Source organism: Pseudomonas sp. TH41 (assembly GCF_016650695.1).
Taxonomy (GTDB): domain Bacteria; phylum Pseudomonadota; class Gammaproteobacteria; order Pseudomonadales; family Pseudomonadaceae; genus Aquipseudomonas.
On the sequence record NZ_JAEKFH010000007.1, the window covers coordinates 52,367 to 65,324 of the forward strand.

The 12,958-nt window shown below is 59.7% G+C and carries 13 protein-coding genes; 7 read left to right on the forward strand and 6 right to left on the reverse strand.

Features of this window, described 5'->3' with window-relative positions; genetic code table 11:
• Positions 1–8 precede the first annotated feature (8 nt).
• Complete coding sequence (locus tag JFU37_RS27250; protein ID WP_201120125.1) at positions 9–335, reverse strand: DUF2025 family protein; 327 nt, start codon at positions 333–335, stop codon at positions 9–11.
• 235 nt (positions 336–570) lie between these two features.
• On the opposite strand from JFU37_RS27250, the gene JFU37_RS27255 reads away from it, so the two are divergent.
• Together JFU37_RS27255 and JFU37_RS27260 are read left to right on the forward strand one after the other, a co-directional pair.
• On the forward strand, positions 571–1,698 hold the full coding sequence (locus tag JFU37_RS27255) for a glycerophosphodiester phosphodiesterase (protein WP_201120126.1): 1,128 nt from the start codon (positions 571–573) through the stop codon (positions 1,696–1,698).
• A gap of 195 nt (positions 1,699–1,893) precedes the next feature.
• Positions 1,894–2,202: a PepSY domain-containing protein gene (locus JFU37_RS27260; RefSeq protein ID WP_201120127.1), complete on the forward strand. Its 309-nt coding sequence runs from the start codon at positions 1,894–1,896 to the stop codon at positions 2,200–2,202.
• Positions 2,203–2,271: 69 nt separating this feature from the next.
• On the opposite strand, the gene JFU37_RS27265 is transcribed toward JFU37_RS27260, so the two are convergent.
• Together JFU37_RS27265 and JFU37_RS27270 are read right to left on the reverse strand one after the other, a co-directional pair.
• Positions 2,272–2,706, reverse strand: a complete 435-nt coding sequence (locus tag JFU37_RS27265) for a hypothetical protein (protein WP_201120128.1) — start codon at positions 2,704–2,706, stop codon at positions 2,272–2,274.
• A gap of 112 nt (positions 2,707–2,818) precedes the next feature.
• On the reverse strand, positions 2,819–4,441 hold the full coding sequence (locus JFU37_RS27270) for a methyl-accepting chemotaxis protein (RefSeq protein WP_201120129.1): 1,623 nt from the start codon (positions 4,439–4,441) through the stop codon (positions 2,819–2,821).
• Between the two features lie 384 nt (positions 4,442–4,825).
• On the opposite strand from JFU37_RS27270, the gene JFU37_RS27275 reads away from it, so the two are divergent.
• The 4 genes from JFU37_RS27275 (at position 4,826) to JFU37_RS27290 (ending at position 9,550) form a co-directional block, all read left to right on the forward strand.
• Positions 4,826–5,848 (forward strand): transporter, encoded by a 1,023-nt coding sequence (locus JFU37_RS27275; RefSeq protein WP_201120130.1) that lies wholly within the window; start codon positions 4,826–4,828, stop codon positions 5,846–5,848.
• 240 nt (positions 5,849–6,088) lie between these two features.
• Positions 6,089–7,705 carry an inorganic phosphate transporter gene (locus JFU37_RS27280; protein WP_201120131.1) on the forward strand — a complete coding sequence of 539 codons (1,617 nt, stop codon included), beginning with the start codon at positions 6,089–6,091 and terminating at the stop codon, positions 7,703–7,705.
• Between the two features lie 259 nt (positions 7,706–7,964).
• Positions 7,965–8,831 (forward strand): hypothetical protein, encoded by an 867-nt coding sequence (locus JFU37_RS27285; RefSeq protein WP_201120132.1) that lies wholly within the window; start codon positions 7,965–7,967, stop codon positions 8,829–8,831.
• Positions 8,828–9,550: a TylF/MycF/NovP-related O-methyltransferase gene (locus JFU37_RS27290; protein WP_046049529.1), complete on the forward strand. Its 723-nt coding sequence runs from the start codon at positions 8,828–8,830 to the stop codon at positions 9,548–9,550. Before JFU37_RS27285 ends, JFU37_RS27290 begins: the two co-directional genes overlap by 4 nt.
• A 186-nt stretch (positions 9,551–9,736) precedes the next feature.
• On the opposite strand, the gene JFU37_RS27295 is transcribed toward JFU37_RS27290, so the two are convergent.
• On the reverse strand, positions 9,737–10,174 hold the full coding sequence (locus JFU37_RS27295; protein WP_201120133.1) for a multidrug/biocide efflux PACE transporter: 438 nt from the start codon (positions 10,172–10,174) through the stop codon (positions 9,737–9,739).
• 90 nt (positions 10,175–10,264) lie between these two features.
• On the opposite strand from JFU37_RS27295, the gene JFU37_RS27300 reads away from it, so the two are divergent.
• Positions 10,265–11,119: a LysR family transcriptional regulator gene (locus tag JFU37_RS27300; protein ID WP_201120134.1), complete on the forward strand. Its 855-nt coding sequence runs from the start codon at positions 10,265–10,267 to the stop codon at positions 11,117–11,119.
• Between the two features lie 104 nt (positions 11,120–11,223).
• On the opposite strand, the gene JFU37_RS27305 is transcribed toward JFU37_RS27300, so the two are convergent.
• Positions 11,224–12,459 carry an RNA polymerase sigma factor gene (locus JFU37_RS27305; RefSeq protein ID WP_201120135.1) on the reverse strand — a complete coding sequence of 412 codons (1,236 nt, stop codon included), beginning with the start codon at positions 12,457–12,459 and terminating at the stop codon, positions 11,224–11,226.
• A complete protein-coding gene (locus tag JFU37_RS27310) occupies positions 12,459–12,950 on the reverse strand; it encodes an SRPBCC family protein (RefSeq protein ID WP_201120136.1) in 492 nt (163 codons plus the stop codon). Before JFU37_RS27310 ends, JFU37_RS27305 begins: the two co-directional genes overlap by 1 nt.
• Positions 12,951–12,958 lie beyond the last annotated feature (8 nt).

Genomic DNA, 12,958 nt, shown 5'->3' on the forward strand with positions numbered 1-12,958 from the left:
CGCAAAACTCAGCCCTGAACAAGGCTGCGCACCGCCGAAATCTCCGGCACTTCCCGCCGACTCATATACACCCGCAGCGGCCCGGTGATGTTGATCCGCTCATCAATATTCTGATCCAGCAGCAGCTGAATCAACTCACGTTTAAGCGTCATGGTCTGTTCCGGCCCCGGCGCCCAGACAAACTCGCTCACAGGAATAATGCCGTCGTCCGCCACGTCCATGCCGAAGGCATCTTCACTGAAACGAACAAGGTAATGGCCGGTCTTGCGATTGAGGCCGACGAAGCCTTTGAGTTGGTCGGCGGCCTGGCAGATTAGCTCGGAAGTGATGCGCATATAAACCTCACAAAAGGTCGTAAAGGACCGGTGATCGATGGTTTACACGCAGGGCAAGCGAATGGGTTTCCCTCTGCCGGGGAAACTGCCAGGGCCAAGAGTACTGCAAAGAACCGCACAAAAGCGCCGAAAAAATGGGCTTTAAACAGGTTAATGTCGGTCTGGCGATAGCGCCAACGGCGTTCAGTTGTTAAAAGAGACCTCTGTGAAAACACTTAGCGAAAGGATCTCGACCATGCCGGCTACCTTCACCCAGAGCGCCCTGCTACTGAGCCTGATGCTCACTCTCGGCCAGGCACAGGCTGCCACTGAGCCCAGCCCCACTGCGTTGGCGACCACAATGGGCATCCCGCACCCAGCGGTCATCGCTCACCGCGGCGCGTCATTCGACGCCCCTGAATCCAGCGCAGCGGCCTACAAACTGGCCCGCGATCTGGGCGCCGACTACCTGGAAATGGACCTGCAACGCAGCAAGGACGGCGTGCTGTTTGCCCTGCACGATAACAACCTGCAACGCACCACCGATGTGGCCACCCGGTTCCCTGAGCGCAAGGACAGCCCCGCCAACGAATTCACCCTTGCCGAACTCAAAACCCTGGATGCCGGCAGCTGGTTCAATACCGCTCACCCGGATCGCGCACGTCCTTCCTACGCCGGTCTGAAAATTCTGACGCTGGACGAAATCATCGACATCGCCCAAGGCAATCCATTGCACAAGCCCGGCTTGTACATCGAGACCAAGGAGCCGAAGCAATTTCCCGGCATCGAGCGTGACCTCAAGGATAAATTGCAGGATCGAGGCTGGTTGAGTCCGGCCGGTTCGAAACTGGCGAAAAGCGAATTGGCTGTCGGCCAGGGCAAAGGCAAGGTGGTGCTGCAAACGTTCGAGAAGAGCAGCCTCGAACTGCTTGAAAAGGAAATGCCGCACGTGCCGAAGATCCTGTTGTTGTGGGTCGGCGAAGGCAGCATCGAGCCTAAATCCAAAGTGATCTTTGCTGAGTCAGGTGACAAGGACAAAGCCACTTACTATGCCAAACAGGAACCGAAGGACATCGCCGAATTCCAGCGATGGGTCGACTACGCCAAGGCCCAGGGCGCGATCGGCACCGGCCCTTCTGCCGCGCTGACCCAGGGTGGCGATCAGAGCTACTCGGACCTGGTAAAACCGTGGATGAACCAGTACACCCACGACCAGGGCTTGCTGGTGCACGTCTACACCATTGACGATCCGGTGGATTACCAGAAAGTCATGGATGCTGGTGTCGATGGCATCTTCACTAATCGCGCCAGCGAATTGCTCAAGTTCTACAAGCGCCCGGCGGCGGCTAGTGTTGCGCAGTTGCTGCAGAACAATGGGTATTGATTCGGGACCGTGGTGCGGCCATCGCGGGCAAGCCACGCTCCCACAAGGTTCGCGCAAACCTGTGGGAGCGGCGGTGCGACGATTCGACTTGCCCGCGAAGCTTTTACAAACGGCGCGGTTCCGGGAATTAAGGCTGAATTAAGTCGCCACCGCTAATCTGGCCCCACTTAAACAGCTCCCCCAAGGAAGAACTTCATGAAAACCCTGACCGCCCTGTTCACCGCTGTCGCCCTGACCCTCACCGCTGGCCTGGCTCAGGCGGCTGATGTTCCAGTCGATCAGATCCCTCAGCTGGTCAAAGACGGCAAGATCAAGCCGCTGGAAGAGCTGAACCAGATCGTACTGAAGTTGCACCCGGGCGCCACGATTACCGACAGCGACCTGGACAAACACTCCACTATCTACGAGTACGAAGTCGAACTGAAAGATACCAAAGGCGTTGAATGGGACGTGGATTTGAACGCCGCCACTGGCGAAGTCCTGAAAAACAAACAAGACGACTGATGCCTGCACAACAAAGCCGCACGATATTCGAATCGTGCGGTTTTTTTGCGTTTCGCGCGGTCGGTTTGATCAGGCCGACGTACTGACCAGCGAACCCGAGGTGCTGGAACCGGAATCCTGCAACGCCTGCAACAACGCTGCGGTGGCCGTCTGCAACGACCCGGACGTGGTCGCTAGCTGCGACTGGGCGGCCGCCACGTCGGCGGCTTTCGCATCGGCGCTTTCCTGTTTAGCCTGGGCTGCTTGCAGTTGCTGCTGTTGTTCCTGCAGTTGCTTTTGCAGCTCGGCGATCTGCTTGCGCAGCGCCTTCACCGAATCGGATTCATCGCTGCTGGAGCTGCTGTCGCTCGACGCCGGAGCGCCACCGGCTGACACCTTGGTGCTATCGCTGGAGGTGCCAGCCGTTGTCGATACGGAAGTGTTCTCGGCGCTGTCGCTGGCTGCGGCTTTGCTCGAAGCGGTCGAAAGGGGTTGGGCAATTGAAACCGACGTGAGGCTGACCATGGCTGTTTACCATTGAAGTGATGGGCATACGCTCATCATCGACACCACGTGCACTGACTTGAGATCGACTGTGTACCGACCCGGTAAGCAAACCGGTACACAGTAAGCCGCGTTACGCGCTCAGGCGCGCCGTCACTTCATTCAATTGCCCCGACAACCCGTGCAGGTTGTGGCTCGCCGCTTCGGTGCGTTGCACATTGTCCAGGTTGGTACTGGCGATGCTGGTGATTTCGGTGAGATTGCGCGAGATGTCTTCGGCTACCGAAGTCTGCTCTTCAGCGGCGGTGGCGATCTGGCGGTTCATGTCGCGAATCGCTTCCACCGCGAGGGTAATTCGCTCGAGCATGGCGCCCGCCTCGGTCACTTGCTGGACGCTTTCTTCACTGCGCGACTGACCGCTTTCAATCGCCTGCGCCGCGTCCACCGCACCGGTTTGCACGGTCTGGATGATCTGGTTGATTTCGATGATCGACGCCGCCGTGCGTTGGGCCAGGCTGCGGACTTCATCAGCCACCACCGCGAAACCGCGCCCGGCTTCACCGGCACGCGCCGCTTCGATGGCCGCGTTGAGCGCCAGCAAATTGGTCTGTTCGGCAATGCCGCGAATCACTTCCAGCACCTTGCCGATGCGCCCGCTGTCCGTTTCCAAACGACGGATAACCGTGGCGGTATTGGCGATCTCACCGCGCATTTGAGTGATGGTGTGAATGGTGCCCTGCATGACTTTTTCGCCCTGCTGGGCGGACTGGTCGGCATCGTCGGCCGCACGGGCTGCGTCGGCGGCGTGACGCGCGACTTCCTGAGCGGTGGCGGACATTTCGTTCATCGCCGTGGCCACCTGATCGGTGCGGTTGAACTGTTCGTTGGTGCCACAGGCCATGAGGCTGGCGATCGAATTCAGCTCGCCGCTGGCGCTGTCCAGATCCTTGGCACTGCGCTGCAAACGGCTGAAGGTTTCGGCGAGAAAATCGCGCAGGGTGTTGGCTGCAATCGCCAGCTTACCCAACTCGTCCTGACGGCTGCTGGCCACGCGTTCGGCAAATTTGCCTTGGCTGAGTTGCGCCACGTATTCGATCAGTTTGCGAATCGGCTCGACCAGGTTGCGGTTGACCAGCCACAGGCTCAACAGGCCGATCAACAGACCTGAACCGAGCATCACGATGATCCCCAGCAACACTGTGCGATCGGCGCTGGCGCTGATCAGCGTCGACTGCTCGGCGCCGTGCTTACGCAACTCGCTGACCAGTTCGCTCATCTGATCACTGACCGCACGGTCCACGCCTTTGACGGCGGTGTCGCCAGCGGTGGGGTCGGCACCTGCCGCCACATAAGCATCGCGGCCCTTCAGGTAAGCCGCGCCCAACTGACGATGTTCGTCGCGCAGGCGTTCGATGCGGGTCTTGAGCTGCGGCTCGAGGCCTTTCTGCGTGGCCAGTTCGCCAAGGATGCTCTGCACGTCGCGCTGACGGTCTTCGAACTGTTTCCAGTATTTGTCCAGATCGGCCGGTTGCTTGCCGCGCAGCAGGACGTTTTTCCATTCCTGAACCTGCACTTTGAATTGCAGGTTGGCTTCGTCAATCAGTTGCGAGGTGTGCAGCGGGCCATCGATCAGATTGGCGTAGTTCTGTACGCCGCTGGACAGGAAATGAAAGCAGGCCAGGGCGATCAGCAACATGGCCAACAGGCTGCCACTCAACAAGGCGAGGATTTGTGCTCTCAGGGATTTTTGCAGCATCGAGTGATACTCATGACAGGGATGAGGCACGCCGAAATAAGGCGTGGAAGGCGTCCGGACATCCCTGTCTGCGACCTTGGCTCATGGCCAAAACCGTGCAAGTTAACGTCAGCGTCATCGGCGTGCCAGAGCGGTTCTTGAATGAATTCCGACCATCGGTGTGGCCACTATTTAGCCATTCAACGGTCACAAAACTGTCAAAATTCCTTGCGATGATGCGGCTGTAGCAGCTGGCGAAGCCTGCGTTCGGCTGCGCAGCAGTCGTCAACCTGAACACGAGGTCATTCAATGGCAATGCATTGCCTGATTTCACGACTGCTGCGCAGCCGAACGCAGGCTTCGCCAGCTGCTACAGGGCGATAGTGCCTCCACTTGCGAGACTTCATGAACCACAGCATCGATCAAAGCCATCGCGACCCGGACCTGTTCGGCCTGCTTTACGGTTTCAGTTTTCGTCCCGGTGAGCGCGGTCGGGAAATCGATTCGGCCAAGGCGTTGCAATGCCTGCAACAACCGGGCGACAGCGACGAATTTCTCTGGCTGCACCTGAACCTGGCGCATGCCGCGTGCGAGCGCTGGATGAAAAGCAATCTGGAATTGCCGGACGAGTTTTTCGAAGCTCTGCACGAAGGCTCGCGTTCGACCCGCATCGAGCATGTGGATTCGGCGTTGCTGGCGGTGGTCAACGACGTGGTGTTCAACCTCAGCAGTATGGTGTCGTCCGATGTCTCAACGCTGTGGGTCTGCGCCCGCAGTCGGCTGATCATCAGCGCACGCCTGCAACCGCTGCATTCGGTGGACAAGCTGCGTTCGTCGGTGAAAGCCGGTGAATGCTTTCGCTCACCCCTGGAATTGCTCGTGCATTTGCTGCGCGACCAGGGCGAAGTGCTGACCCAGATCGTGCGCAAGACCAGCCAGAGTGTCGATCAGATCGAAGACGAGTTGCTGTCCTCGCGACTGTCGACCAACCGCGCGGAATTGGGCGCCAATCGCCGGGTGTTGGTGCGCTTGCAACGGCTGCTGGCGCTGGAGCCAGGCTCGTTGCTGCGCCTGCTCAATCGCCCGCCACAGTGGTTGCAAAAGGAAGACGTGAAGGAACTGCGCAAGTCCACCGAGGAGTTTGCGCTGATCATCAACGACCTCACCGCCCTGGGCGAGCGGATCAAGCTGTTGCAGGAAGAAATTGCCGCCAACCTCAACGAACAGAGCAACCGCACGCTGTTCACCCTGACCGTGGTCACGGTGCTGGCATTGCCGATCAACATCATCGCCGGTTTCTTTGGCATGAACGTGGGTGGGGTGCCGCTTTCAGGGGATCCGGAAGGGTTCTGGATTCTGGTGGCGCTGGTCGCGACGTTTACCGTGATTGCCGGGCGCTGGGCGTTTCGCAAGCGACAGGATTATTGAACGAACACTCTCCTCTGTAGGAGCGAGCTTGCTCGCGAAAAACCCAAGGGCGTCGCTGGGTATCTGGTTTTATGCATTATCGTTCACGACTTTCGCGAGCAAGCTCGCTCCTACAGAGATGGCGTTGGATTCAGATCAACGGCCCGGTAAAAAAACCCCAAACCCTGATCTGACGCAGCCTCTCTGTAACATTCAGCAACGATCATGACCGACACTCCTCCCCGCTCAGGATTGTCCGTTATGGCTACTCCTACCTTTACCGCCGATCCACAGGCTCCCGCCAGCGGCACCCAACCGCAACTCGACAAAAAACCCGGCCTGCTCACCATCGTGGTGTTTTTTGCGGTGCTGGGTTGCGGGCTATTGTTCACGGCCTACAGCTTGATGCACGACATGAACGAACTCGGCGCCGTGGTGACCACGTGGACGCCGTTTCTGCTGTTGGGCGTGGCGCTGCTGATTGCGCTGGGTTTTGAGTTCGTCAACGGTTTCCACGACACCGCCAACGCGGTGGCCACGGTGATTTACACCAATTCGCTGCCGCCGCATTTCGCGGTGGTCTGGTCGGGGTTCTTCAATTTCCTCGGCGTGCTGCTGTCCAGCGGCGCGGTGGCGTTCGGCATCATCGCCCTGTTGCCGGTGGAGCTGATTCTGCAAGTCGGTTCTTCCGCCGGCTTCGCGATGATCTTCGCCCTGCTGATCGCCGCGATCCTGTGGAACCTCGGCACGTGGTGGCTGGGTTTGCCAGCGTCGTCGTCGCACACGCTGATCGGGTCGATCATCGGTGTCGGCGTGGCCAATGCCTTGATGCATGGCCGCGACGGCACGAGCGGCGTGGACTGGGCGCAGGCGACCAAGATCGGGTATGCGCTGCTGCTGTCGCCGCTGGTCGGCTTTGGCTTTGCCGCACTGTTGCTGCTGGCCCTGCGTGCTTTCGTCAAGAATCGCTCGCTGTACAAGGCACCGAAGGGCGACGCCCCGCCACCGTGGTGGATTCGCGGCCTGTTGATCCTGACCTGCACCGGCGTGTCTTTCGCCCACGGTTCCAACGACGGTCAGAAAGGCATGGGCCTGATCATGCTGATTCTGGTGGGCACCCTGCCCATGGCGTATGCACTGAACCGCACGATGCCGGCGGACCAAGCCCTGCAGTTCGCGGCGGTGGCCGAAGTCACTCAGCAAGCCCTGGTCAAAAGTGCACCGCTGCCGGCACCGGCCGACCCGCGCCCGGTGCTGTCCGATTACGTGCGCAGCAAGGAAGTGACGCCGCAACTGATCCCCGCCCTCGCCGCGCTGGCCGGCAACATCGGTAACGAAGTGAAAGGCTACGGCTCGCTGTCGAAAGTCCCGGCCGAGGCCATGGGTAACGTGCGAAACGACATGTACCTGACCAGCGAAACCATTCGCCTGATGGACAAGAACAAAGTCGGCAACTTCGATGCTGACACCAGCAGCAAACTGCAATTGTTCAAACAGCAAATCGACAGCGCCACGCGGTTCATTCCCCTGTGGGTAAAAATCGCCGTGGCCATCGCCCTGGGGCTCGGCACCATGGTCGGCTGGAAGCGCATCGTGGTGACAGTCGGCGAAAAAATCGGCAAGACCCACCTGACCTACGCCCAAGGCGCCTCGGCGGAAACCGTGGCCATGCTGACCATCGGCGCCGCTGACATGTTCGGTCTGCCGGTGTCGACCACCCACGTGCTGTCATCGGGGGTGGCCGGGACCATGGTCGCCAACGGTGGCGGGTTGCAGATGAAGACCATCCGCAATTTGCTGATGGCCTGGGTGCTGACCTTGCCGGCAGCGATTCTGTTGTCGGGCAGTTTGTATTGGTTGTTCACCCAAATTTTCTAGCCTCAACACCCCCCCTGTAGGAGCGAGCTTGCTCGCGAAGGACTTGAGAACAACGCGTTTGGTCAGGAAGAACGCGTTTTCGTTAACGTCCTTCGCGAGCAAGCTCGCTCCTACAGGGGATTTTTTTGCGCGGGACAACGCATTTCGTCGCAAATTCAGGGGATTACGTTTTTATTGATCCATCACCCGCCGGATCGCACTTCAGTTTGTTAACGTGTTGCCGATTCTTAAGAGACTCGATGCATTCAGGAGAGGAATCGTGAATCTGTACATCAATCAGCTTCAGCACAAAGCTGACTTCAAAGAAGCCATCTACGCCGGCGACATTTTCCTGAACACTCAGCTACGCGCCGCCAAAGAGCTGTGTGCGTTCGCCCAGGAAAGCATCACCGCCGCTTTCGACGGCGAGACCCGTCACCAGGCGCTGCACACGCTGATGCCGGTGGAAGAGTTCGTGGTGCTGGTGACTCGCCTGAAGGGCCAGTTCACCAACAGCCAACGCGCCAAGGACCTGATCCTGTCGTTCATCGACGAGATCGGTGCCGACCCTCGCGAATACATTTTCGACGTGCCGCGCATTCGCGTGGTGCCGAACTACGAATACCTGCACGCCGGTGTCAGCTACGCCTACAAACCTCATCGCGACACCTGGTACGGCAGCGTCGATTGCCAGATCAACACCTGGATGCCGGTGCACACCATCAGCCCCGACCAGACCATGATGATCAACGGCGGCTACTTCGACGTGCCGGTGAAGAACACCTCCAGCGAATGGAGCCTCAACGACTGGATCAGCAACCAGCGGCATAAAGCCAAGGACAACCTCAAAGAGGAAGTCCGCGTGCACCCGGTGCCGCTGGAAGCGATTAATACCGCGTCCGAAATGCGCATCGCCGGCAATACCGGTGAAATGCTGATTTTCTCCGGTTCGCACCTGCACGGCACGGTTGCCAACCACACCAATCAAACCCGCTTCAGCGTGGACTTCCGCCTGATGCACCTCGACGACCTCAAGCACAAGCGCGGCGCCATCAACGTCGACAGCGCGTGCCCGGACGTCGGCGCAGGCTTCAAAGACTATTTCCACGCCCACGACTTTTCTAATTTCCAAGGAATCGAAGCATGACCAAGCGTCGCATCACGCCTGCAGAGGCCCAGTACAACGAAACCCGTGCCAATGTCCTGAAACGGGTCGATGCCGAGTATGTAGCTGACGCGCCGTTCGTCTTCGCCAACCGCATCGGCGTGACCGCTGCCCTGTCGCGCATGGAACTGTTCAAGAAAGTCGCCGAAGTACCGGGCGCGATCATCGAGTGCGGCGTGTACAAGGGCAACTCGCTGATGCTCTACATGCACCTGTCGATGATTCTTGAACCGTATGCGATCAACCGTTCGATCGTCGGCTTCGACACCTTCGAAGGTTTCCAGAGCATCGACAAGAACGAAGATCCGGCGGACGTCAACGAGACCATGTTCTCCGACACCGACCAATCGCTGATCCAGGACATGATCGACGCCAACGACCTGCTGCGCCCGGTCAACCGCATCCCGCGTTGCGAGTTGGTCAAAGGTGACATCGTCAAAACCGTGCCTGAGTGGGTGAAGACCCGTCCGGACCTGGTCGTGGCCATGCTGATCCTCGACACCGACCTGTACGAATCGACCAAAGTCGCGCTGGAAACGTTCCTGCCGTACATGCCAAAAGGCGCGATCGTGGTATTGGACGAAGTCGCCTATCGCAACTTCCCGGGCGAAACCAAAGCCCTGCGCGAAGTGCTCGACCTGAATAAGATCGAGCTGAAGCGCTTGCCGTTCGACTCCTGTGTAGGTTATTTCCACGTTTAACGCATAACCCCTGTGGGAGCGAGCCTGCTCGCGAAGGCGACCGATCAGTCAACATCAATGTTGAATGTGAAATCCTCTTCGCGAGCAAGCCCGCTCCCACAAGATCAAAAGATCGCAGCCTTCGGCAGCTCCTACAGAGGATCGCATTCCAATGTAGGAGCTGCCGCAGGCTGCGATCTTTTTGCTTTACCCTTCGCAAGACTCGCGCATCACAAGCCGCTCACGTACCACGTCATAGACCCAGTGGTAAACGTAGGTATATGGCAGGAAAAACAGCAGCACGCCGATGTCCAGCAGGAACGCTTGCCACAGGCTGATGTTCAGCCACCAGGCAATCAACGGCACACCGACCGCGACCAGGCCGCCCTCAAACAGCAACGCATGGACGACTCGAAGCCAGGCGTTGTGCACGATGTTGAAACGCTCAAGCACGCGGTCGAACAGGCCATTGAAGACCACGTTCCAGGCCAGCGCCAGGGCCGCGATCACGACGGTGACAACGCCCATCTCGAGCATCGGCTTGTCCATGATCCAGGCGAGCAGCGGCGTACAGATCAGGATGGCCAGCAATTCGAACCCCATGGCCTGGAAAATACGTTCGGTGATGGTTTTGTTGGCGTTCATGAGCAGAACTCCCTGAGTGACTGTGGTTGCCATGATCCGTCCTCACACCGATACTTCCTAACCAATAACCATCGATCAAGGCGATAGTTCATGGCCTCTCAGGAAGTGTTGCAAGCTTTTGTGCAAGCGGCGACTCAAGGCTCGTTCTCCGCAGCGGCACGTAAGCTTGGCCGCAGTCAGTCGACCATCAGCGCTGCGGTCGCCAGCCTGGAGATTGACCTGAACCTGACGCTGTTCGACCGCAGCAGCCGAAAACCCACACTCACCCCGGCCGGGCATGTGATGTTGCAACGGGCCGAAGAGATTCTGGCCGCCACCAGCCGTCTGGAGATGAGCGCCAGCCAACTGTCCCAAGGGGTTGAGGCGAAGCTGACGGTGGCGATTTCCGACACCTATCAGTCCGACCGGTTCGAAGCGGCACTGAGTACCTTCGAACAGCGTTATCCGGATCTGGAACTCGAATGTTTGATCGCGGAATGCGATGACCTGGTGGCGCTGGTGCAACGGGGTCGGGCGCACGTTGCTTTCGCAGAAATGCAGGACAGTTATCCACCGGACCTGGTCAGTTCGACCGTCGAGGAACGCACGGAAATCGCCTTGTTTGTGTCCCGCGCGCATCCGCTGGCGGCGCTGAGCGGTATCGATCAGGAGGTGCTGCAACACCATCGGGAGCTGCGTCTGGCGACCATCGTCAACCCGTATGAAAACCGCGCGAAGGGGCGCGTCTGGTCGGCGCCGAGTTACTTGATGCTGCTGGAAATGGCCCAGGGCGGGTTTGGCTGGGCGCCGTTGCCGCGCTGGCTGGTGGGACGGTTTGATAGCGGGACGCTGGTGGAACTGGAGGTGCGCGGCTGGCCCAAATCGGTGTTTGTCGATGCGCTGTGGTCGCGCCTGCACCCGCCGGGGCCGGCGGGGAGTTGGTTGTTGAGCAAGATGCTGGAATAGCGGTGTGGCCTTCGCGAGCAAGCCCGCTCCCACATTGGATCTTCATGGCGTCACAGATCCAATGTGGGAGCGGGCTTGCTCGCGAAGGGGCCGGCGAATTCACCTCACTCCAACGCCCTGAGCCGCGCCTCGATAAACCGCCGCTCGGGCACCTGCCGGGTCAATTCCAGCGCCCGTTCATACGCTGCCCTCGCCTCCTCGACCCGCCCCAATTGCCGGCAAAACTCCGCCCGCGCCGAATGCGCCAAGTGGTAATCCAGCAACTCCCCGCGCGCCAGAATGCCTTCAACCAGCGTCAACGCCGCTAACGGTCCATCCCGTTTGGAGATCGCCGCCGCACGGTTCAACTCGATCACTGGCGAAGGCACGGCGGCCAACAGTACCTCATACAGGCCCACAATCTGCGGCCAGTCCGTCTCTCCCGCCGAAGGCGCCTCCGCATGCACCGCCGCAATGGCCGCCTGCAGGCAATAAGGCCCGAAACGCCGCGTCGTCAGCGCCTGTTCGACCAGCGCGCAGCCTTCGGTCATCATCCCGGCGTCCCACAGCGAACGGTCCTGCTCATCCAGCAGAATCAGTTCCCCGCTGGACGAGGTCCGCGCCGGGCGCCGCGACTCGTGCAGCAGCATCAGCGCCAGTAGCCCCATCACCTCCGATTCAGGCAACAATTCCATCAACAATCGGCCGAGCCGAATCGCCTCGCGGGTCAGGTCTTCGCGGGTCAATTGCGCGCCGACGGACGCCGAGTAACCTTCGTTGAACACCAGATAGATCACCCGCAGCACACTGTCGAGGCGTTCTGGTAATTCAGCCAGGGTTGGCACTTGATAAGGGATTTTCGCGTCACGAATCTTGGCTTTGGCCCGCACGATACGCTGAGCGATGGTGGTCGGCGCCGAGAGAAACGCCCGGGCGATTTCTTCTGTGGTCAGGTCGCAGACTTCTCGCAACGTCAATGGCACTTGGGCGTCCGCCGCGAGTGCCGGGTGGCAACAGGTGAAGATCAGTCGCAGGCGATCGTCTTCCACGTCTTCGTCACTCCAGTCAGCCTGCTCGAGCGCCTCCAGTTGAGCGATCAACATCGGCCGGGACGCGGCGAAGCGTGCGCGCCGACGCAACACATCAATGGCCTTGAAGCGTCCGGTGGACACCAACCAGGCGCGCGGGTTGTCCGGCATGCCGTCACGCTGCCAGCGCTCGATCGCGACGAAAAATGCCTCGTGCAAGGCCTCTTCGGCGAGGTCGAAATCCCCCAGCAAACGGATCAGGGTCGCCAGAACCCGCCTCGAGTCTTCGCGGTAAACCTGCTCGACCCGCGCCCGTACCGACTCGCCAGGCATCAGTCCGGCATGCCTTCGGTCACCAGCGTCACCAGCCGATCGAGGCTCTGCCCCCAGCCCTCGTGAAAGCCCATGGCCTCATGAGCCTTGCGATCCTCTTCGGACCAGTGCATGGCGCGGGCGGTGTAGAGGGTTTTGCCGTTCCGGTCCTCGAGCGTCACTTCGGCGCTCATGAACGGTTTACCCGACGGAATCCAGCCCGGGATGAAGGCATCGGTGAACACCAGCCGCTCAGGCGCGACGATCTCGAGGAACACGCCCATGGTCGGGTATTCAGCGCCGTCCGGGGCGCGCATCAGGGTTCGAAACTGGCCACCGACCCAAAGATCCATTTCGCACTCGGGGGTGGTCATCCCGTGAGGCCCCCACCACTGCACCAGCAAGGCCGGCTCGGTCCAGGCACGGAAGACTTTGCTGCGGGGTGCGTCGATCAGACGGCTGATGGACAACCCGAATTCGCCAGGCGGTTGTTTAGACGACTGTGGGCTCATGGGTCTCT